Origin of the sequence: Synechococcus sp. A15-24 (genome assembly GCF_014280195.1) — a bacterium.
In the GTDB taxonomy this organism is placed as follows: Bacteria; Cyanobacteriota; Cyanobacteriia; order PCC-6307; family Cyanobiaceae; genus Parasynechococcus.
Map to the genome: position 1 here is coordinate 417,207 of NZ_CP047960.1, position 20,719 is coordinate 437,925.

At 55.4% G+C, this 20,719-nt stretch carries 18 protein-coding genes; 8 read left to right on the plus strand and 10 right to left on the minus strand.

Annotated elements, in window-relative coordinates; all coding sequences use genetic code 11:
* The first annotated feature begins 356 nt into the window (after window positions 1-356).
* On the plus strand, window positions 357-989 hold the full coding sequence (locus tag SynA1524_RS02150; RefSeq protein ID WP_286188632.1) for a DUF411 domain-containing protein: 633 nt from the start codon (window positions 357-359) through the stop codon (window positions 987-989).
* A gap of 106 nt (window positions 990-1,095) precedes the next feature.
* Entirely contained in the window at window positions 1,096-1,947 is an 852-nt protein-coding gene (locus SynA1524_RS02155; protein WP_186498759.1) for an SDR family NAD(P)-dependent oxidoreductase, read from the plus strand.
* A 442-nt stretch (window positions 1,948-2,389) separates the two neighbouring features.
* On the opposite strand, the gene SynA1524_RS02160 is transcribed toward SynA1524_RS02155, so the two are convergent.
* The gene (locus SynA1524_RS02160) at window positions 2,390-2,509 is read right to left on the minus strand and encodes a hypothetical protein (protein ID WP_286188721.1); all 120 of its coding nucleotides are present in this window, start codon (window positions 2,507-2,509) and stop codon (window positions 2,390-2,392) included.
* A 1,380-nt stretch (window positions 2,510-3,889) separates the two neighbouring features.
* On the opposite strand from SynA1524_RS02160, the gene SynA1524_RS02170 reads away from it, so the two are divergent.
* From SynA1524_RS02170 to SynA1524_RS02185, 4 genes are all read left to right on the plus strand, one after another.
* Window positions 3,890-4,585 carry a nucleotide-binding protein gene (locus SynA1524_RS02170; protein ID WP_186498760.1) on the plus strand — a complete coding sequence of 232 codons (696 nt, stop codon included), beginning with the start codon at window positions 3,890-3,892 and terminating at the stop codon, window positions 4,583-4,585.
* A 1,142-nt stretch (window positions 4,586-5,727) separates the two neighbouring features.
* A complete protein-coding gene (locus SynA1524_RS02175; RefSeq protein ID WP_186498761.1) occupies window positions 5,728-5,889 on the plus strand; it encodes a DUF1651 domain-containing protein in 162 nt (53 codons plus the stop codon).
* 50 nt (window positions 5,890-5,939) lie between these two features.
* Window positions 5,940-6,329, plus strand: a complete 390-nt coding sequence (locus tag SynA1524_RS02180) for a putative quinol monooxygenase (protein WP_186498762.1) — start codon at window positions 5,940-5,942, stop codon at window positions 6,327-6,329.
* A 311-nt stretch (window positions 6,330-6,640) separates the two neighbouring features.
* Window positions 6,641-7,774, plus strand: coding sequence for a zinc metalloprotease (locus SynA1524_RS02185; protein WP_222930500.1), 1,134 nt, complete (start codon window positions 6,641-6,643; stop codon window positions 7,772-7,774).
* 100 nt (window positions 7,775-7,874) lie between these two features.
* On the opposite strand, the gene SynA1524_RS02190 is transcribed toward SynA1524_RS02185, so the two are convergent.
* On the minus strand, window positions 7,875-8,876 hold the full coding sequence (locus tag SynA1524_RS02190; protein WP_222930501.1) for a site-specific integrase: 1,002 nt from the start codon (window positions 8,874-8,876) through the stop codon (window positions 7,875-7,877).
* 470 nt (window positions 8,877-9,346) lie between these two features.
* Here SynA1524_RS02190 and SynA1524_RS02195 point away from each other — a divergent pair, with 470 nt between their 5' ends.
* On the plus strand, window positions 9,347-9,649 hold the full coding sequence (locus SynA1524_RS02195; protein ID WP_186498765.1) for a TIGR03894 family protein: 303 nt from the start codon (window positions 9,347-9,349) through the stop codon (window positions 9,647-9,649).
* 43 nt (window positions 9,650-9,692) lie between these two features.
* Here the strand turns inward: SynA1524_RS02195 and SynA1524_RS02200 are convergent, their stop codons facing one another.
* The 8 genes from SynA1524_RS02200 to SynA1524_RS02235 are packed head-to-tail and all read right to left on the minus strand — an operon-like array spanning window position 9,693 to window position 18,685.
* Window positions 9,693-10,397, minus strand: coding sequence for a sulfotransferase family protein (locus SynA1524_RS02200; RefSeq protein ID WP_186498766.1), 705 nt, complete (start codon window positions 10,395-10,397; stop codon window positions 9,693-9,695).
* Window positions 10,394-11,236, minus strand: a complete 843-nt coding sequence (locus SynA1524_RS02205) for a sulfotransferase (protein ID WP_186498767.1) — start codon at window positions 11,234-11,236, stop codon at window positions 10,394-10,396. Before SynA1524_RS02205 ends, SynA1524_RS02200 begins: the two co-directional genes overlap by 4 nt.
* Window positions 11,233-12,009: a sulfotransferase family protein gene (locus SynA1524_RS02210; RefSeq protein ID WP_186498768.1), complete on the minus strand. Its 777-nt coding sequence runs from the start codon at window positions 12,007-12,009 to the stop codon at window positions 11,233-11,235. The genes SynA1524_RS02205 and SynA1524_RS02210 overlap by 4 nt, the downstream gene beginning before the upstream one ends.
* Complete coding sequence (locus SynA1524_RS02215; RefSeq protein WP_186498769.1) at window positions 12,006-14,270, minus strand: N-acetylneuraminate synthase family protein; 2,265 nt, start codon at window positions 14,268-14,270, stop codon at window positions 12,006-12,008. Before SynA1524_RS02215 ends, SynA1524_RS02210 begins: the two co-directional genes overlap by 4 nt.
* Before the next feature lie 38 nt (window positions 14,271-14,308).
* The gene (locus SynA1524_RS02220) at window positions 14,309-15,622 is read right to left on the minus strand and encodes a DUF6716 putative glycosyltransferase (RefSeq protein WP_186498770.1); all 1,314 of its coding nucleotides are present in this window, start codon (window positions 15,620-15,622) and stop codon (window positions 14,309-14,311) included.
* The gene (locus SynA1524_RS02225) at window positions 15,619-16,674 is read right to left on the minus strand and encodes a DUF6716 putative glycosyltransferase (protein WP_186498771.1); all 1,056 of its coding nucleotides are present in this window, start codon (window positions 16,672-16,674) and stop codon (window positions 15,619-15,621) included. The genes SynA1524_RS02220 and SynA1524_RS02225 overlap by 4 nt, the downstream gene beginning before the upstream one ends.
* Entirely contained in the window at window positions 16,671-17,978 is a 1,308-nt protein-coding gene (locus tag SynA1524_RS02230; RefSeq protein WP_186499449.1) for a DUF6716 putative glycosyltransferase, read from the minus strand. Before SynA1524_RS02230 ends, SynA1524_RS02225 begins: the two co-directional genes overlap by 4 nt.
* A 26-nt stretch (window positions 17,979-18,004) precedes the next feature.
* Window positions 18,005-18,685, minus strand: coding sequence for an acylneuraminate cytidylyltransferase family protein (locus SynA1524_RS02235; RefSeq protein ID WP_186498772.1), 681 nt, complete (start codon window positions 18,683-18,685; stop codon window positions 18,005-18,007).
* A 34-nt stretch (window positions 18,686-18,719) separates the two neighbouring features.
* Between SynA1524_RS02235 and SynA1524_RS02240 the strand changes: the two genes are divergently transcribed.
* On the plus strand, window positions 18,720-20,705 hold the full coding sequence (locus tag SynA1524_RS02240; RefSeq protein WP_186498773.1) for a capsule polysaccharide biogenesis protein: 1,986 nt from the start codon (window positions 18,720-18,722) through the stop codon (window positions 20,703-20,705).
* The last annotated feature ends 14 nt before the right edge of the window (window positions 20,706-20,719 follow it).

The window sequence follows — 20,719 nt, forward strand, 5'->3', positions numbered from 1 at the left end:
AAGAACGGCGAAGTGGACAGAATCTCACCTAAAGGAGAAAAGAGCACGTGCAAGGTCGATTTTGTACGACTAACCAGAAAGGGCAAACTAAAGTTGACGACCGCAAATTGTAAGTATAAATAATCGATGGCCCATGAAACAATCGATAGCGGCTATTGCTGGTTGTGCGTGTCATCGACAAAGGTGCTGAGGTTTTAATTGAACCGTCGCCCCGTCAATAATGGCGGGTTTTTTATTGCTTACTGCGCTTAGCAGGCCTGCCTCTGCTTGACTGCCCTGATGGCGTCCTGGGAAGGTCCTGGCTCTGTCTTCGGGCTCATCACCCGAGCCGTACCTAACGGTGCTGACTTTCCGCAATGCACGTTGCGACCGTTGCATTTAGAATAGATATTAGAAAACTCCACGTGGCCATATCCAAGGACCACCATCACCCTCTCACAAAATCAATGAGATTCTTTCTATACTTAATGCTTGGATGCATCCTTGTCACCCCTGCTGCACTTAGTCACGGAGGTCATAATCATGGATCTTCCGAAGAAATGATGGTTCCAGGTGAAAATAAGAATGGTGTAGAAATCAATCTTTATAGAGATAAGTCCTGTAGCTGCTGCAAAAAGTGGGGAGCCAGAATGGTCGAATCCGGCTATCAAGTTATAGACCATATATCTGAAGATATAAATTCACTTAAGACAACCGAGGGAATTACACCTGACCTGGCTTCTTGTCACACGGCGTTTGTGGATGGCTATTTAATAGAAGGGCATGTTCCCGCTGAGTCGATTGACAAACTTCTAAAAGATAGTCCAGATATCATTGGTCTTGTTGTGCCAGGAATGCCACTTGGCTCTCCGGGAATGAAACCCACGCCTTCGGCTATAGAAGAATATGACGTGTTAGCAATAGACTTTGATGGGAAAGCCTTTGTATTTGACAGCTATCAAGGCCAAATCGGAGTTGGGAAAGATTCGCAAGATTCCCATCAGTATTAGACGCAACACAGCTTGCGACTGTTTAGGTCAGAATCAATCCAGCATCTCTACTAGGATGAAGCGCCTTCTTGCATTCGGCACTATTTCCCACTACGGAGTTCATTGAATGAAAGCATCAAAAATACATTCTAAAACTGCTTTAGTCACAGGATGCTCCTCAGGCATTGGTGAAGGTATAGCCAATTGCCTGCGTGAAGTCGGTTGGGATGTTTTTCCAACTGCTAGATCAGAGTCTGATCTCCAAAAGCTACATTCCAGGGGCTTTGATGCCCTGCGGCTGGATCTAAGCGACTCGATATCTATTGATAATTGCGTGTCGGGTTTAATGCGAAAAACTCCGCTGGGAATTGGCGCAATAGTTAACAATGCAGGCATTGCGATACCTGGCGCTGTTGAAGACTTGACCCGCGATAACTTGAGAGCCCAATTTGAGGTAAATGTTTTTGGATTGCAGGAGTTGACAAATAAATTTGTGCCCATATTTCGCAACCAGGGGTGGGGGAGAATAGTTAATATTAGTTCAATTTATGGTATTCTCTCAGCACCAATGGTGGGTGGCTATTGTGCCTCAAAGCATGCACTTGAAGCTCTCTCTAACGCCCAGAGAATGGAGCTTCGCAACAGTGGCATTGCGTTGAGTCTTGTAGAGCCTGGCCCCATTCTCTCCCGCTTTCGGGGGAATGCATATGAAAGCTTGCGCAAAAAAATCTCCAAAGAAGATTATTTTTATAGTGAATACAAAAAGACCCTCAAACGCAAATTGGGAAAATCTCAGAAAAATAAATTATTTACGCTGAGGCCTGAGCACGTAGCAGAAAAGGTAGTTCATGCGTTAACAAGTGATCGCCCAAAAAGAAGATATCTCGTAACATACCTGGCGCATGCTGGATATATCATGTCGAGAGTATTGCCTGACTTTGCAATCGATTACTTCATGAAAAAATCAGTGAATTTCTGACTGGCTTTAAATTCTTTCCGGAACTGCATTTACATAATAGCGATTGCGATTAATTCCTAGAAGTAGAGAAGGCTTGAGCGACATAAGCGGAGTGCCTCTATTGCTGCATTAACTGATGTCTTTGTTGGAACAGTTAGGCCTTCAGGAATCACTAGCTCATTATTGGGATTCAAGTGCACCCTTGCTGAGAACCAGGTCCCGCCGCCAGTAACCGATGCGCGGCAAATGGGCTCTTGCTGTTCCGAGAGCTTTCTCTCGATCAACCAGCCATGCGTGCTATCAAGCTTTTGAAAGCCTTGTGCCATTGCTGGTGGACCTATTAGCGCCAGTAAAAGCCAAGTCCTTACCATAGAAATCGGAGTCTTTAATTACAGTTTGGCTTTGACCCGCTTCGGGTGCTTAGCTCTTTTCTTTCTACTTGACGTAATTCTTCTTCTACAAGTCACCCCAGACGTAGTGACGATGAGTCTGAAGGGTTAGCTGCGACATAACCGCTTGTAGTACCTGAAGAACTGTGGCCCAAGGTGTTTTGAAGGGTGAATACGTCGCACCCGCGCCTGATGCTGTGAGTTGCATGGGTATGTCGCCATTTCTATGTCACGCAGACACGTTCGCCTGCTGCACCCCCACTTCATAGTCAGCTGAGACGCAGCATCAGTTGGTGGAACACCACTGCTGATCAGCTGTAGAGCCTCGTTACGACGTTGCTTGCGTTGTTGGCGTGTAGTGATTGTCATGGTGTTAAGAGAGATTTATTGGGTCAGCTACTTAGTGGTGATGACACGGGAGTTTCGTAACCAGTGGTTGCTGCTCCTAGTTTGTAACAACAGCGCCAGTCGTAAGTGAGTAGCTATAAAAACTTCTCTTGGCAGTTACCCATGAACACTTCCCAGATGCTGATCGCATTCCTTGCGTTCGGTGCCTCTGCTAGTTCAATCGTCGCTTGGCGGTTTGCCGCGTCCAGAATCTGGAGCGATGATCAATGATTCCTGTATCTGCTGTCGCGCTGACAGTGCTCCTCAAGCCTCTGCGGGCCATCGCTGCTTGGCGTGACGGCTTTTTTAAATCACCTAAGCGGTTAGAGGAAAATCACACGTTGCGTTGATGCGGCTTAAAGCTTTTGTTTGGTGAGATGTGATACGACTTCCTCCGAAAGAGCAGGCCTAGACCAAAGTAAATAAGGTTTTACCCATGACGATCCACATCACCAACGCCCAATCGATTGGAAGTCTCATCGTTGAGGGTAAACACAGCCCGTTTCATGCTTTGGCCTGCCCACTAGTAAGTATCTCTCGTGAAGTTGATTTTGTGGAAGTTTTCGCTGAGAAAACTTTCAGCGTACAGGATCTGCCACGGCCACTTGATGTGAGGCGTGCGATACCGGTGGCCTGAAGCGCATCCCGAAGGGGCTGGTGCTTGCTGCTGTTCAGGTGACAGCAGAAGTGGCATCACTCTCTTTCCTCCCAACACACACACCACTACACACAGCCCATATCAAGAGAAACACCCGTCAGTGACTGCAATTATGTGCGGCCCATATCTCATGACCCGAATGGCCTACGTCCAGAATTTATGGGCCTCCCCCCTTTTACAAGGGGGGAGGGGCGGTAAAAACTTTTGCCCCCCTACAGCAGGCACGATCTCCTGTCCTTTGGATTTGCCGATCCTTGACGCCACGGTTGCGAGGCAAGCTTTCAAGCCATTGGACGTAGTCGCGATTCATCTTCTGTGGCTAGTAATGGAACTGAGACTCGTCCGCAAGTGGTGTTGCGGACTTGGCTCAGGCGATACGCCATGAGAATGCGGCGGATTGCCCTGTCAGGAAAGGAGTGGAGGCAAGCGCGACCAACCAACACTTTCATCGTTAAAAAAGGGCATAAACACGTATTGCCTTGCCGGGAATCAATGCGATCCTTATAAAAATGCCTCTAGCCGCTGCTTCATGTTCATCACTGTCTTTGGTCAGAAGGGTGGTGTTGCCAAAACATGTACCAGTGTGCATCTAGCAGCATGCTGGAGCCATCAGCAAAAACGAGTGATCCTGGTTGATGCTGACCGCAACCGCTCAGCAACTGCTTATGGAGCCAGAGGTCTCTTACCTTTTCCAACAGTGCCAATTGAAGCTGCAGCCAAAGCCACTCGATCGGCAGAGATTGTTATTACAGATGGACAAGCAAGCAGTAACGAAGAAGAGATGAAAAACTTAGTGGAGGGGGCTGATTGCATTGTGCTACCAACGACCACCCAGAGCAGATCAGTCGAATTGACAGTCGAGATGTCACAAATGCTGAGGCAATACAAAGTCCCCTATGCTGCACTACTTGTCAAAGTGGATGCACGCAAAGAAGCTGCAGCGATGCAAGCGAAAGATTTACTCCAGGGATTTGATATCAAAGTTTTAATTGCACAAATTCCACTGCTTAGCGCCTTTGAACAAGCAGAAACAGAAGGGGTAACGGTTGATCAGGCAATTGATAAGCGTGGACGTGCGAATCCGCGTAGAATGATGGGTTGGACTGCATATAGTAATGCCTGCAAAGAAATTGAAGGTATATTTGAGGGGCTCCGTAAACAGGATCAAAGACAGTCGCCAATCGGGTGGGACTTCACTCCCATAGAAAAACGCAACGCGGCATAATACTATTGTCGCTGAATCAAATTTCCTCACGATTGAAGAGGAAAAGCTTGGCGGTCTGTTGGACGATTAGGCGTGAACTGCAAGTTGCCGCAATTTCGCTTGCGACTGTTTGACTCCGCAGCCACTACTCCGTCAGCACACGTCACAATGACGAAATGAAACGACCCCTGCTGCATGCGCTATTGGCTACTCCTCGCCTGAAGTGGTTCGCCGTTACCGCGCTGAAATGTTTGGAGAAGAGCAGATCCAGCGTGTCACGGCCAGCAGCAAGGGGCGACCACAGCACCACTACTACCGCCCGTAGGACTTTTCCTACTTGGGGAGACACCCCTTGTTGTTTGTTGTTCTGTGGTCATGCTGCGCCAGACTGGATTCATGAAACAGCTCCTTCGGGATGCGCTTCAGCCCACCGGCAACGTATGCCTCCCAGCAATCGCCCACGTCGCCAACGATCAGGATTGGGATGACTGTCCCTTTGTGTTGAACGGACATGGTGGCCGGTTTTTACTCCATTCAGACTTGTAACGAGAGCTACAGACACTGACCATTTGTCCTAGACCAAGGTCATATACAAAGAGGAACAGATGTTCCACGAAGTTTTTCTCACCACAACACTGTGCTTGGCCATCGTTGGCGCCATGGCTCTCTTCTATGGAGAGCTTCTGCTGCTGAAACACGCCCGTTAGTTAGTCAGCTCCTGATCTTTCACAGCAGCCCTGCACCTGTGAAGGCTTTGATCACTTCTGCTGTCATCTGATCAGCAGCATGCACAATCTCCTTCAGGATGCGCTAAAGCCCAGCAGGATCAAGGTGCGGACCGCACGTTGAAAAAAGGATAACTGGATCACAGAATCCACAGCCCAGAAGGTGTAGAAAGTCAACCGCAGATTCAGTGTCGTATAGGTCGTGACTCACTTCCTGACGTTGATGATCGGTTTTGGCTTTGGAGTTGCTGTAGCGACCATTAGGAGCAACAACCGTCAGGTACTTAGACGTCGATCCAGATATCTGTTCAGGCGTATCAATAGACACTAAATTTGCCACCTCCAGTAGCGCAGAGGTAGCGAAAGCGCCGACGATCAGGGTTGGGATGACTTTTAGCTCTTGTTGCTTGTCAATTGTCAACTAAAGTAAAAATTCTCATGGCAGGAGTAATTAAGATTCTTGACATAACATATTACTGGCGCCCGCCTGATTCCCCGATTCCTGAGACGTGTCGACGGATGGCTAGACACAAGGCCATTGAGGCTTGGGAGATAATGGTCAAAACCGGATGGCGGCGATGTTCACCGCCTGTCAGATAAGCAGACACCTGCCTAAATCCATGGAAGACTCAGGCACCGCCTGAGAGCCAATGGCCCGTTTCGACAAGTCCACACCCTTCATGTTGCTGGCGCGAATGCACGTCAAGCCAGATTGTGTTGACCAATATCTGGAGCTTGCCCGCATCACCGACGCAGCTGTTCAGGCGACTGAGCCGGGCATGATTCACCACACCTTTGATCAGGACCCAGACGATCCCTTGGCTTTTGTGTGGTCCGAGGTTTACGCCAACGATGAGGCGTTTAGCGCCCACGTCTCTAACCCACCTGTTCAGGAGTACATGCAGAAACATGCTGAGCTTGGAGATGGCTTCAGCGTTGAGGTCTACGGCACTGTTGGTGATGAGTGTCGGCAACTGATGGAGTCGTTCGGCCTTCCGCTCAAGTTCTTTCAAACCAAGCTTGGTTACAGCAGGGTTTAGGGGGGCTGGAGACGCTGCCTGATGAGATCGACTCACAGCACTGCAAGGAAATGCAGCAGCGGTGTGTGGTGCGGGACTGCCCTGAAGGCGTGCTGGGAATGTTATGGCGGTGGGTTAGTCGTTAGGTCTGCAGCGGGGAACACTTCAGGCAGTCACGTCTGACCAATGCTTCAAGACACCCGCATCGCCCTGTTCCTTTAGGAGGGGTGATGTCAAGAAATAGTCACATTGATTGACTCAGCGTAAGTCAATTCTAATATTTTGTATGTTGCAAATTAACAATGAAACAGATTGAGCCAATTGAGCTAATTATGTCTCAAGGCGAAATTGACGATATGAAGTCTGTTGTCGGCAGCGACTTAATCCTGAACATATATATATCACCAGGAGGAGAGCCTCACACAGCATGGGATGATAGAGCGCAAGAGGACGTGAAAACTATAACTAAAAAGCCGGCTGAATGGCAATATAAAGTAATGCGTGAAGCCATGGAGATAGTCAACACGGAATTTGATATTACCCTTAACGAGGTGGAATATGAACAGCTTTCAGACACACAAATAAAGCTAACGACCGTTCCTAATGCGGATGCCGTTAATGGCTGGTGGATTCGTCCCTGGGACGGCATTACTGATATTTATTTATCAATGACATATCAATCCGGCCTGGACGGTAGTAAATATCCAGATGCCCATGACAATCCCGATAATTACACGCATGACGAATGGGAAAAATCCGAGTGGAAAAAGATTTTTATTCATGAACTTGGCCATTTGCTTGGCCTCGAACATCCTTGGGACAAAGATGATGGAGACTGGGCAGTTGATGGACCAGACGATATGACTGAATACACATTAATGGGATATGAAAGTTTAGATGCCAGCGGTAAAACGATGGATTGGTTCCAGGATGTAGATCAGCGCGCTTTGAGACAAATATGGGATGCATCAACAGTTACTCCAGAACCAACTCCTGCTCCGGTTCCAACACCTACTCCAGAACCTGAACCTGAGCCCAACCCAGAAGCTAAGCCGGAACCTTATGACGGCATCATTGAATCGGTTAGTGGCAAAGGTAAATTAAAAGGAACGAAGGTTGCAGATGCCTTCACTTTCGATTCATTTGAAGCATTCACAAAGCAATCTGCTGACAATATCATTGGATTTAATGCGTCGCAAGGCGACACAATTGCCGTCAGTTACATTGCTTTCCCTGGCTTGAAAGGTGTCTCCGATATCAGCTTTGCATCGACTAGGAGTAAGAAGGAATTCAAACAAATGTCCAAGGAGGATTACGACTTTGTATATTTTGCGAAGAAAGGTCGCCTCTACTTCGATGGAAATGGCGCAGAGAAGAACTGGGGAAACAGTGATGAAGGCGGTCTTGTGGCAATCCTGAAGGGAAAGCCTGAGCTAACTGTTGAAGACATCACACTGCTTGCTTGATAAAGCTTCAACTGCAAACCCATAGCCCCGTCAGCAATGGCGGGTTTTTTATTACCTCTTGCGCTTAGCCGGTTGCTTCTGGTGACTCATCGCATCTTGACTAACTTGCCTTCGCGAATGCTTTCCGAACACTTCGCCACTCTGAGGTTCGGTAGCTGCGGTGATGCACTTCAACGGTGTGGCCCATGGCTGCAGCGATCAGGGTGTCGTCCTTCACGATCCCGTGCGCTCGGACGCTGAAGGTGTCCCTGAATGAGTAGGGCCGGAGCCACTCGCCTCTTGCTTTGTACTCGCCCATCAGCTTTTGCCAGTAGGGCAGGCGTCGTAGGACATTACCCAGGGTTTTGCCGCTGACAGTGGGCGGCAGCTTGAGCTGATCCCAACTTTCCACCAGGTTGAAGGTGCTGCCATCGACGGCCACGGCCTCCAGCCATCGTGGGTCTGTCTCCTCTTTCACTCCACCGCGGGTGTTGTAGGTCTTGCCCTTTGTGACACGGAGCTGGGGTTCGTCGTCGTCGTTGGTGGCTCTTGTGATGAACGCCACCTCCCATGAGCGGACACCGAAAACCCGGCAGATCTTGATGATGTTGCCCCAGGTCTCCGGGAGCACTCGGATCAGCTCCAGCACCTCGGCATCGGTGAGGACGGCCTTTTTCCTGCTCTTGCCATCAGCGCCACGGATCCTCAAATAGTCCTTCTCGGGAACAATGAACGCCTGAGGTTGCCGGTGCTCAGCGACCGCATATTCCAGGTACTTTTTCAGCGCCAGGCAGCACTCCAGCCGGGACTTTGGCATTTCGATCCAAGGTTTGAGTTCCTCGCCGTGTTTCTTGCCTGGCTTCTGATTGAACCTCGGATGGGTCAGCACCTTCTCCATCAGCTCCTTGCCCGTCTGGGCAGCTTTCCGGCCTTGTAGATGCACCAGGGCCACACTCAGATAGCGCCCATAGCTGGCCTCAAAGGTCTTCGGTGCGATGCGGTTTCCGAGGTTGATCTTGTGGTGGCGAAAGGCGTTGAAGATGCCAGGCCAAGGGGTCATGACCTCCTCTGCTTTGTGATCGCTGATCGCGAGCACGTCGGCGATGGCTGCCATGAGAGTCACGCCACCTTCCATGACTGGCCCATAGATGCGGTTCAGAAGCCCTTGAACCGGCCCAATGGATGTTTCGTCCCAGGGATAGGGAAGCGTTGCTGAAGCGTTTGCGACACAAGCGCCTGGTGGGAATTGAAGCTTGAGGCGGACCTCCCGTAGTGCTCAGACAGGCCCCAACCACGCCAATGCGCCGTGGCTTGCAGCGCTCTCTCCCAAGGCTGCTTCTTGGACTGCCGAGGCACGTTTCGGGATAAAACTCGGGATAAAACTACTCTCCGCGACTCTCCAGCGCAACTGACAGCTATCTAGAACTACAGTGCTGGAAAGGCTTTGTCCTGAAACGCGTTGCGCTGACTGAGCTAATTTCAGTGCTATCACCCAAATGACTCATGGGGCCTGGAAGGGCCCTTTTCAATCTTTAAGGGATAAGGCCGCACTGCTCAGTAGGCTGATCGTTGGCGAACTGAAAGGGCGAAGGAATGGCCGCTGATCACGCGCTTCTCAAAGAAGTCGCATTGGAGCTGTGGAACACGACCAAGAAACTGCGGCCTGGGCTGCCGAAGGCGCCTCGCGCTCAGCTTGTTCTCAAAGCCCTGATGATCATTGGTGATGTCAGTGATCAACTGGAAGCTGCCATGGTCCTTGGGCTGATCGCCGACCAGGAGCCGGATGATGAGACCGAGCAGCTGGAGGATGGGGAAGACAAAACTGTCGAGCAAGACGAGAGCGACAACAGCCGGTCGACGCCGCGGGTTGTGCGCAAGCGCTCTGGTTCTCGCTGAAGTGATTCATCTCTCCCCACTTGATCAGGGTGAGGGAGATTGATCAGTTGAGCTGACCGCGACTGAGATGGTCTAGGTCGATATCGCTGTAAAACAGCTTCAGATCGTTGTCATAGCGATCAGCGACGAGATGGACGAGTCCTGAGTCTTCGAAGTACCGAACGACGTCGTTGTGATCGTCACCTCGACGACGATTCTTTTCGGGAAGATTGCCGAGAGTTGGCAATCGTTCTTGTCTCAAGCGTCGTTGCAACTGTTGCCAATCGCTCTCCATGGTTTCCAGGCGTCCAATGAAACTGGGGATGAGTTGACCATCGAGGCAAAGGATGTTGCTTTGAGGTAGCAGATGCACATCAAGGTCAGCATCGCTCGTCGTCGCAATGCATTCCAGAAAAGCTGAAAAAGCCATGCCGTGCTTCAGTCCCATGGCTTGCATTGGCCCAGGGACGTCATCCAATTCCAAAATCTTGTTGTTGTAGGCGGATACCAGTCGATCAAATGGATTGCGCACGAAGCTGAAGCTGAAGTGCGTGCCACGGCACATGCGTGCGGAGTGATTGTCCACCATGGAGGTCTCTCCATGGGTGCCTTTGCTCCAGAACGCGTCCGAGGTGGTGCGTAATCCCTTCTCGGGTGAAGTCGTCAGTAACCGGTAGAGACAAGCTTTGATCGAGCTGTTCGCAACTTTTGGGACTCGGCCATAAAGCAGAGGCAGGTCGCGAAACTGAATGAAATGACGCTCGCTCACAGGTCCCAGTAATCGCTGGGTTTTCCCATATATGCCAGCATTTGTAGGCTGTCAGGGCGGATACGTCGCAGAACTCGGCGTTTCAATCCGTCGTTCCACTGTGGTTTCTCAACGTGACCTCGCCCTTTGTCTCCGGCCTGATTTTCTTTGGGCAGTTGACCATTGGCGTCTAAAAGTCTCTTAACCCTTGGTTTGACGCCAAGAAAGTGCATCATGCTGCGTAGTGAACGCCGGGGTGAGCTGAGGAGATCTTCGAAGGTCATGCAATAAATCTGGTCATCTGGGTAAAAACGACGGAAGGCAGATAGGCGCTGGTAGTACATCGAGCAGCCAACAATCAGCTTGCGCAGGTGGCGGTCACGCATCAGTTCGCTGAAGTCAGCGCAGTCTGGATTGCGACCTCGGTAGTGACGCCATTGGGACACAATTCGGTCTAGCGGGTGACGAACGATATAAATCAATTTGAGATCTGGCAGGTATCGATGCATTAACTCTGGTGTTCGACTAAAGGAGTGCAGGCCACTGGCGTACATCGTGCTGCCTTCTCCCCTCAACGGAAAATCTTTGCCCTTTCTGAATCTCGAGGCATACCAGTCCCAGCCCTTTTTGTAATAACGACCGAAGAATTTGGGCTCCTTGGGTTTGCTGATGAAGACGTCTGGATGTTGCGGCAGGATTGTTGTGAGGGTTGTTGTGGCAGATTTGGCGGCGCCAATAACGATGAAATTGGGGAGAGAATCATGATGCTGAGCTACGATTTCGGCATGCTTGCCGCGAAGTCCAATGCGGATCAATTTTATGGAACTCGAGTTGGATGTCATATCAAATGTGTTGATCAAGCATTTTGTTTTGTGCGTTGACGCTTCTTGGCCTTGACCACGCCTCGTTGGAGAGGGGGTAGCTTGTTAAGTTGATGGCCGTCGAGCAGGGCGTCGACGCTGTAGTCACCATAGAAGTGCTTGAAATCCTCTTCATAGCGTTCGATGACTCTGTCAATCAGCGCTGCGGAATGGAACAGCACGCGAATATCACTACGCCCTTCGCGACGGACATTTTTCTGTGGGATGGCCCCAAGCGTGGGGAGACCCTCCAATTTCATCCGGCGACGTAAGCGTCTCCAATGATCATTCATATGTTCCATGCGCCCGACAAATTTGGGGACGAGTTTGTTCGCACAAAGCAACATCTCGGCCTGCGGACGAACATGGTTGTCCATCAGCTCAGGATCGGACTTGCAGACAATTTCGATGAAATGATCAAAGGCCATGCCGTGGTGGAGGCCCATTGTTTTCATGGGCATCGGCACATCCTCAATTTCCAGAATCTTGTTGTTGTAGGCGGCTACTAGCCGGTCGAACGGATTACGAACAAAGCTGAAACTGAAGTGGCTAGAACGCAGTCGTCTGGCCTGCTGAGGAGTGACCAACTGGGTCTCACCATGGGTGTTTTCACGCCAGAATCGATCAGCAGTCGTTTTGATCCCTCCATCGGGACGATTGGACAACAGTTTGCACAGCGTGGTTTTGATCGAGGAGTTGGCCACTTTCGGGACGCGCCCGTACAACAGCGGAATGTCCCGAAACAGGATGAAGTGCCGAGGCGACTTGCTCATGCCGTCGCAGCTGCTTCGAGTAGTTCGAGGGCCAGCCAGGCAGCCTCACCCCCGTTTTTATGACCCTGCCAGATCTCGGGGATAAACGAGGCCTTGGGGCAATGGTGATGAATCTGCTCGAACAGCTGCACCCAGTCGATGTCACCATCGTGAATTTGTAACCCTTCACCGTCCACATCCTTGGCATCCGCCAGATGCAGGTGGGCTGTGAACGGCAGGATCTGATCGAGGAACTGACGAAATGGAATGTGTTGATGATTGCAGGCGAGTTTTGAGTGGGAGACGTCTAGGCAGACCCGCATGCCCTGCTCTTCACAGAACTGGCGGATGAAATCCTGGTCCACGAACAGGTTGTGAAAGCGTTGCCCACCGAAGTGCCAGGGAAAGGGGGGCATCGTCTGGGGAATGATCTCTACTTCGCCAGCGGTGTTGAGTTGCTGCAAGCTCGCAATCAATCGCTCGCGCAGGGGCTCACGCTCGTTGCGGTTGAGGTGATGGTGTTCAGAGAAGCCGCCCACATTGGTCACCAGCAACACCGGATCTGGGCATTGGAAGCGAGTCCTCAGATCCCTGGAGATGTCGATTACACGCTGCAGTTCGGCGATCGAGTGGTCCCGATAGATCGAGTCCTCCGTGCAGAGGTCCAAGGTGTGGTCGCCGGCGAATAGCTCCGGTGCGTGAACCACCAGGCCGATGCCTTGCCGATCCGGAAGGACCTGATTGAGGTCAACTTCCAGATCTTTGTAGCTGAGGTGGATCTCCACCAGATCGAGGTTGCTTACATCAGAAAAGACCTTGATGTCGTGATATCGAACGGGCAGACCAAACGGTTGTTTGAAGCGGTAGTGGCGTGGAGTCGCCGCCGGCGTTTCCAGATCGGATGGGAAGAACACCTCTCCCTGAGCCTTGGCCACGGGTAAGCGCCGACCGATCAGATCTTTCAGCCGGTTGGGTTGCAGACCCTGGCCCGGGCTCTGGATGCGCACCATCGCTTCGGTGATCTCCGTCCCGGCCGGCACATCACATGCAGCCACGAGGCTTTTGGCCAGCACCTCACGGTTCATCATCTCGCCCTGGCTGATGCTGCGTTCGCCGCCCTGGCCCATGGATTCCTCCACCCGCCGGATGCCTTGCATCATCTGTGCGAATTCATCAGGCAACAGGCTCACTTTGTGGTCGTTGCCCTCCATGCCCCGATCGATGGTGATGTGTTTTTCGATCACCGAGGCCCCCATCGCCACCGCCGCGATCGGCACCTCAATCCCCCGCTCGTGGCCCGAATAGCCCACTGGTGCATCCGCCAGTTCCCGCAGACGTTCCAGGTAGCGCAGGTTCACGTCCTTGAACGGCGTGGGATAGGTGGAATTGCAGTGCAACAGCACGTAATTCGCCCCTTCCTGCTGCAGATGACGGATGCCGGAGCGGATCTCCAGTTCGCTGGCCATACCGGTGGAACAGATCAGCGGTTTGCCGGTGGCGGCCAACTGGCTGATCAACGCGTGGTTGGTGAAATCGGCGGAGGCCACCTTGAACCCCTCCATGCCCCAGCCATTCAGCTTCTCCAGGCTGGTCTCATCCCAGGGGGTGCACAGCGGCACGAGCCCTTTTGAGGCGGCGTAGTCGAAACAGCGGAACAACTCATCGTCGCTCAGCTGGAACCGTTCCAGCAGATCCAGGGTGTACTGGGTCCCCAGATCCGAGGCCATGTCATTGCTGTTGCCGGCGTTGCTGTACAGCTTCGACATGTCCCGCATCTGGAACTTGGCGCAGTCCGCACCAGCCGCATGGACGGCATCAATCAGCTGAAGCGCTATTGCAACATCACCGTTGTGATTGTTGCCGATTTCGGCAATCACGAAACTGGGCTCTCCATCACCGATTCGGCGGGAGCCAAGCTGCAAACCGTCTGTGGCTGGTAACGCGACCGCCACGATCCGGCCGTGGCTGTCCAGCAATGGCAGGGCAATGATCCGCGACGTCAGCAGACCTGCAAGTTCTGCAGGAGGCGTGCCCTCAGCAGCGTTGCGGCAGTCGGGGTTCATCGCCGCCGTTACCGGACGGTTCAAATCGATGTCACCGCAACTTGCAATCCAGCGACGGAAATCGCCATCGGTGAGAACACCCTGCAAGATGCCGGACTCCGACACCACAAAAATCAGCCGCGACTGATTGGCGGTGATTTTGCTGAGGGCGGAGAGGATCGTGTCTTCAGCGAATACGACGAACTGCGTGAAGTTCCTCTCGATCTGGATCCCCTTCACAGTTCGCCCCGCAGGTGCCTAAGCAGAACCAGTGGACACTACCCCACGTCCCTGTAAGTCAGGCTCAGCAGCAGGCGCCTGATGATCCGGTTCCGTTGCTGCACAGCCCGTGAGCGGCGAGCCACATTGCGATGGGTCGGTCGCATCAGGCTCCCGAGTTGCAACAGGCTCTGTGCTTCCTGCCAATTCTTTTGACGGATGGCTCGCTCAGCGTCGCGTCGCAGCTGCGTGAAGCTGAGATTGGCGTTGGAAAGATATCCCGATGTTGTGCTGAGGCGTTCAGGTGGATCGGCACGCAGCTGGCGTAGGGCCTCGATCAGCTCCACAGGGTCGAGATTTGTGCCGTAGCCCATCCAAGCCAGCCAGTCGGCGTCTGGCGAGGGCAGTGAATGATCAAGAGCATCAAGGTCCTCGACCTCATCAAGGCAGCGCCAAACGCCCGATCCCGCGAAGACATGGCTGCCGTTGGCAGGATTGATGCCGAAGTCGGCTATCACCAGGGGCCTGCAGCCCATATCCAATGCGTCGAAAAAGGCGGTGGATGAAATGGTGGCCATCAGCCTGGCCTGACGCAGCAGGTCGGGCAAAGCCCGGTAGTCGAATTTCAGGTTGTCGGGGGGGTGGCCAAGGGTCTGCAGCAATGTTGTGCTGATGTGGTCTTTGATGCTGTGGAAGGTTGTCTCTCCAGGGGCAATACGCGGTTTGATCAACACCTCCCAGTCCGGGGAACGCCGGGCAAGGTCCGCCAAAATCCGCACCATCTCAGCGCGGTCAATGGGGTTTGAAGGCATCACCACCTGTTCCGCGAACACCAGTTGCTTGCGCCTCTGTTGTTGGTCGAGGAGCTGATCATCTGAGATCTCCTGGCGGTGCAATCCGGTGAGAACCGTGCGCTGACCGGCAAACGGACTTCCCTCCAGCATTCGGTCCAGCGCCTCACGATCCCGTGGGCCACTGAGGCAGACGAGGTCGTAACCCAGCCGCCAGCTCATGCCTTCCATGAACTTCTCCAGCACTACGCCGTTGAAGCCGCAGAACAACAGCGGTCGCTCACGACTGGGCAGCAATCCCAACGCCAGTCGAAAATCACTGACCTTGCTGCCGGTGAGGTACACACCAATGGCATTGAACTGGCGCAGCTCGGGGTGAGTCAGCAATTGCCCCATGTCCAGCCGCCAAAGGTCACCAAGGGCAGCAGCCCGCTGCAGAATCGAATCGGGTGTTCCCTCACGCGGAATGGCGTTGATGGTGACCTGAATGTTGAGGTCCGACGGGAAGCGACATAGCGCTTCACAGGCCAACAATTGGCTGTCGCTGTCGCCGATCAGCAACAGTTTGAACGGACCATTCATGGCAGCAACTCCACCAGGCGGCGGATCAGGCGCGCGGCGCCGTCATGCACCCCCCAGCCCATGGACTGCAGCCAGGACGTATTGACGGGTGGCAAACCCAGCAGTTGATCCATGTGGTCGATCGACTGCAGGCGATGCATCAGTCCGCTGCCGAAGAACGTCGTTGTGTCTTGATCGGAGTGGATGCCGTAATCGCCGATGAGCAGGGTTGGTCGGCCCCAGGCCATAGCAGTCAGGCTCCAGGGGGAGCTGACGCTGAGACAGGCGCTGCAGCTGGCCAGCTGGCTCAGGAGCTGACCAGGTGCACCAAACACCAGGTTGTCGGGGAAGGTCCAGTCGCTGGATTTGAACTTGGAGATCCAGGGCTGACCTTTCTCCCAGGCGTGGTCGCGTTGGATCACAATCGACCACTCCGGGGACGTTTCAGCCCAGCGGATCAATTGCTGCAGCAACTGTGCCTTGGCACCGATCTGGGTGGGGATGCCCTCCTGAACCAGAGCGAGCAGGGTATGGGGCGGTTTTGCGGTTCCGCCTTTGAGAGCTCCGAGGGGAGGACGTTCCGGAGAGAACCAATGCCCGATCGCCACGATTGATGGACTGGCCACGCTCTCGGGCCAGAACTGTGTGATCGCCTCAAGCTCCCGTCGCTGACGATCCCCTGGCACCACCAAGAGATCACAGCATTGGCGGTCGCTCAGCTGATGAACCAGGCTGTCACCAAGGGAGGCCTGGAGAGGACCGCTGAACACCACAGCTGGCTGCACACCACGCTGCCGGGCGAGGTGTCGGTGAGCATGGGTAAAGAGCTCAAGGTGGTCGCTGCGACGGATGAACAACCCAACGGCGCTGGCGGACTCCAACAGCTCATGGCCCAGCAGATCCATCAGGGTCAGTGGGATTTGCGGGGTGACGGAAGGCAGAGGGCTGTCTCGGCTTGTGGACAGCGCCGGTCCAATGGTCAGGCAGGACTGACCGCGCTGCTCAAGCTGCTGTTGCAGCAGCTGGCAGGCCATAGCGCTGCGGTCGTCATCACTGACCAGAAGGATTGTCATCGCTCCCTTAGCCACCGAGACAACCAGCCAAAGCCCACCAGCCCATCGCGGAGTCGGCGCAGAAGGGTGCGGGTTTTGTGCCGTTTTTGCTGGCTGGAGCGCGCACCACCGCTGCTGAGCATGCGGCGGCCGCCGTGACGGATGGCGTAGGTCTGCCAGCTGCGGCTGCCCCAGCTGGCCGGTCCAAGACCATCGCTTTGCAACGGGGGCCGCTCGCCATGCAGTTGTTTCAACAGGGCTGTCAGAAAGATCTCCTGCCCTTGGGGTTGGTGGCCGTGGCGTTGCAACCAGTCGACCTTGTGAACGGGTGTGAACGGGTCACGACAGATTGCCGCGAAGTCCGCAACGGCCCCTGATTCCGCAAAAAAGTGATTGCCCAGGGTCTCGGTGACACCGAGATCGCCCACAATTCGAGTGCTCACGCCCATGGCCATGGCCTCAAGGGCTGCCGTTGACGAGACGGTGATGGCGCAGCCGCATTGCCGCAGCAGCCGCGTGGCTGGCTTGAAACTGAGTTGCAAATTGGGGACCGTGTCACTCATTCGCTCGATCACACCAGCCATTTCGCCGTGGCGACGGTGCAGGGTGCTCTCGATGCTGGAGGTTCGCGGTTTGAAGATCACCGGATGATTGGGCCAGGCTTCCGCCAGCTCCTTGAGTTGCTTGCAGATGTAGCGCCGTTGCAGCGGATGGACCGGTATCGAGGGCTGCTCGAAGAACACAATCGATGGGTTGTCGGGCAAGGGTTGCTCGGATCTGGCGTTCCAGAGCAACGGCAAGCCCGTTACTACGGCGTTATCGCTGGTTAGCCCCAGGGCCTCACGGCCGCGCCGGTACTGGGCGAAATCCTGATCACTGTTGAGGCAGAGCAGATCAGCCCCGGAGCGATCCAGCATGCCCTCCAGGGCAAAACGGAAGAGAATGCCCGGATAGGCGCTGACAAGAACCGGGCGGTCCGTGCGGCGATGCCACTCTTTCGACAGCATCAGTAGCGCATCACGGCCGCGGAGACCGTCCAAGCCCAGAATCAGCACATCGGTATCACCGGCCATGGCGGCGGTGAGGCTGCGGAAGTCACCCCATGCTCCTTTTTTAATTGTGGTGCGGCGGTCCGTGCGGCTGATCTCCAGGCGTTGGCGGCGAGAGAGGGCCCGGTTGGACACCTGCAGCAGATGCAAGGTTGTCTCAGCTCCCTCACTCCGGCAGGCGGCGAGCAAGGTCATGGCCACCTTGCCGAAGGAGTCGAAGCAGGCGACGGCGGCCACCTTTCTGCCGGAGAGGCGCTTATCGGCAGCGGGCGCCATCGTCGGGCTCCGGGAATCTGGCAAAACTAACTGGCAGTGAGAGCCGCAAGGCTGCGGCAGAGGGCCAGATCGGCCGGTGTATCGATCTCCGGCCCCGAGTCCTCGATCACCACCGGTTGCCAGGGGGCACAGAAGCGGCTGCCTTCGGCGCGGAAACAGGCGGTGCTCATGGCGTAAATCGCACCGGTTTCCAGAAAGGCTGGCTCCAGGTCCTGCCGCCGTTGACGGGGTTGTTGGGGGTCGTGGTTGATCCCGCGGCCGTCACTGCGCCAGAGAAAGCCATGCCATGGCGCGACGGCGAAGGCACTGTTGATCTCTGGGTTCTCAAGTGCTGTCAGCACCTGGTCGATCTGCGCACCGCTGGTGAAAGGAGACGTGCACTGCAGGAAGACCAGCAGGGGAGGCAGTGGCCCTTGCTGTTCCAAGGTGTCCAGGGCATGCAGCAGGGCTGACTCGGAGCTGGCCGTGTCACCGGCGATGGCGACCGGACGACACACCACCTCAGCACCATGGACCTGGGCTTCCATGGCGATGGCGTCATCGTCGGTGCTGACCACCACCCGATCCACCCCGCGGCTAGCGAATGCAGCCTGCACACTGCGAGCCACCAGGGAGAGCCCGCCCACCTTCTGCAGATTCTTGCCGGGAATCCCTTTGGAGCCGCCCCGCGCTGGAATCACAGCCAGGGCTCCAGCGGTCGCGCTCATCAGAGAGGATTCAGGTCGCTCCCCCTCCTACCCGATGATTCAGCGCTTCGGGGTGCCGGAGACCGGTCTACTGGCCCATCGCACGGTGCCGGCGCTGCTGGCTCCGGCGCAGTTGCTGCCGGGCCGGCGGCGGGATGTGGAGGTGTTGCTGGCCTGGGGGCGACGCCCCAGTGCCCGGCGGGTCGAGCGCTTGGGGCGGCGCTGGCAGCTACCGGTGTGGCATTTGGAGGATGGTCTGCTGCGCTCCTTGGCCAAGGGCCGCCAGCATCCGCCGCTGGCGCTGTTGGTTGATGACCTGGGGGTTCATTTCGATGCCACTCAGCCCAGCCGGATGGAGCAGCGGATTCAGCAACCGCTGACCCCTGCACAACACAACCGGGCCCGTGAACTTCAGCAGCGGTGGTGTGCACAGCGGCTGAGCAAGCTCAACCCCGCCCGGGAATCACCGGCTCCAGCCGAGCCTTTTGTGCTGGTTGTGGACCAGTCCGCCGGCGACTGCTCCATCGGCCTCGGGCAAGCCGGGCCGGAGAGCTTCCGGCGCATGTTGCAGGAGGCGCTGCGGGATCAGCCGGACTGTCTGGCGGTGGTGAAGGTGCATCCGGATGTGATCCGGGGCCGCGCCCGGGGCCATTTCCGCCGGCAGGATCTGCAGCACCCGCGCATCCGCGTTTGCGCTGACGGATTGCACCCTGCCGCCCTGTTGGAGCAGGCCCAGGCGGTGTATGTGGTGACCTCCCAGATGGGCTTCGAAGCACTGCTGTGGGGGCGAACGGTCCACTGCTTTGGCATGCCCTTCTATGCCGGTTGGGGGCTGACCCATGATCGTCTGCCGGCTCCGGTCCGTCGGGGGCAGATGGTGCCTTTGGAAGCGCTGGTGCATGCAGTGCTGGTGGCGGGCACCCGTTGCGTGGATCCCCATCACCATCAGCCCTGCCCGATCGAAACGTTGATGGATGCCATCGGGCTGCAACGCCGCCTGCAGGTGGCGGATCCTCAGCGGGTGGAAGCCTTCGGGTTTACGCCCTGGAAGCAACGCAGCCTCAAGCGCTTTCTGGCCGGCAGTGAGCTGCGCTTCCGCCTGCCGCGGGCGTGGCCGGGGCGGCGGGCGGAGGCCGTGGCGGTGTGGGGGCGGCGGGCGCGACCACGCCTGCTGGCCACGGCGCGCCAACGGTCGCTGCCGCTGCTGCAGGTGGAGGACGGCTTCCTGCGTTCGGTGGGGCTGGGGGCGGATCTGATCGATCCGATCTCCTGGGTGGTGGACCTCCGGGGGATGTATTACGACGCCACGGAGAGCAGCGATCTGGAGCATCTTCTGGCCACCGCTGACTGGAGTAAGCCGCAGTTGCAGCGGGCTGAGGCCCTGCGCCAACAGCTGGTGGAGCAGGCGATCACCAAGTACAACCTGTCGGGAGATGGGTGGCAGCGCCCCAAGGGGGTCCGGCGGGTGGTGTTGGTGGTGGGCCAGGTGGAAAGCGACGCTTCAATCCGCTACGGCGCTCCCGGGATCACCACCAACCTGGCTCTGCTGGAGGCTGTTCGGGCCGCTGAACCGGATGCTTTTGTGGTTTACAAGCCCCATCCGGATGTGGTGGCGGGCCTCTGCCGCTCTGGGGAAGGGGAAGAGCGGGCTGGGCAGGTCTGCGATTACCTGTTGGTTGATGGTTCGATCCATGCCCTGTTTGAGCAGGTGGATGCCCTGCATGTGCTCACCTCACTGGCGGGATTTGAGGCGCTGCTGCGGGGGGTGGAGGTGCACTGCTGGGGACTGCCCTTTTATTCGGGTTGGGATCTGACGCATGACCGGTTGTCGTCTCCCCGGCGGGGGCGGCCGCTGCCATTGGCGGCTTTGGTGCATGCCGCCTTGATTGATTACCCCCGCTACGTCAGCCGTCACAGCGGTTGGTTCATCACTCCAGAGCAAGCCATTGAGGAGCTGGTGGCCTGGCGGGATGCACCTGCAGCTCCACGCACCCTGGTGCAGGCCCTGTTCCGCCACTGGGGGCGACTGCGCCGCCGCTGAGGCGTGCCAGGATC

Coding starts and splice junctions, on each gene's coding strand:
- SynA1524_RS02150 (WP_286188632.1), top strand. CDS start 357: ATGCACGTTGCGACCGTTGCATTTAGAATAGATATTAGAAAACTCCAC.
- SynA1524_RS02155 (WP_186498759.1), top strand. CDS start 1,096: ATGAAAGCATCAAAAATACATTCTAAAACTGCTTTAGTCACAGGATGC.
- SynA1524_RS02170 (WP_186498760.1), top strand. CDS start 3,890: ATGTTCATCACTGTCTTTGGTCAGAAGGGTGGTGTTGCCAAAACATGT.
- SynA1524_RS02175 (WP_186498761.1), top strand. CDS start 5,728: ATGGCAGGAGTAATTAAGATTCTTGACATAACATATTACTGGCGCCCG.
- SynA1524_RS02180 (WP_186498762.1), top strand. CDS start 5,940: ATGGCCCGTTTCGACAAGTCCACACCCTTCATGTTGCTGGCGCGAATG.
- SynA1524_RS02185 (WP_222930500.1), top strand. CDS start 6,641: ATGTCTCAAGGCGAAATTGACGATATGAAGTCTGTTGTCGGCAGCGAC.
- SynA1524_RS02195 (WP_186498765.1), top strand. CDS start 9,347: ATGGCCGCTGATCACGCGCTTCTCAAAGAAGTCGCATTGGAGCTGTGG.
- SynA1524_RS02210 (WP_186498768.1), bottom strand. CDS start 12,009: ATGAGCAAGTCGCCTCGGCACTTCATCCTGTTTCGGGACATTCCGCTG.
- SynA1524_RS02220 (WP_186498770.1), bottom strand. CDS start 15,622: ATGAATGGTCCGTTCAAACTGTTGCTGATCGGCGACAGCGACAGCCAA.
- SynA1524_RS02225 (WP_186498771.1), bottom strand. CDS start 16,674: ATGACAATCCTTCTGGTCAGTGATGACGACCGCAGCGCTATGGCCTGC.
- SynA1524_RS02230 (WP_186499449.1), bottom strand. CDS start 17,978: ATGGCGCCCGCTGCCGATAAGCGCCTCTCCGGCAGAAAGGTGGCCGCC.
- SynA1524_RS02235 (WP_186498772.1), bottom strand. CDS start 18,685: ATGAGCGCGACCGCTGGAGCCCTGGCTGTGATTCCAGCGCGGGGCGGC.
- SynA1524_RS02240 (WP_186498773.1), top strand. CDS start 18,720: ATGATTCAGCGCTTCGGGGTGCCGGAGACCGGTCTACTGGCCCATCGC.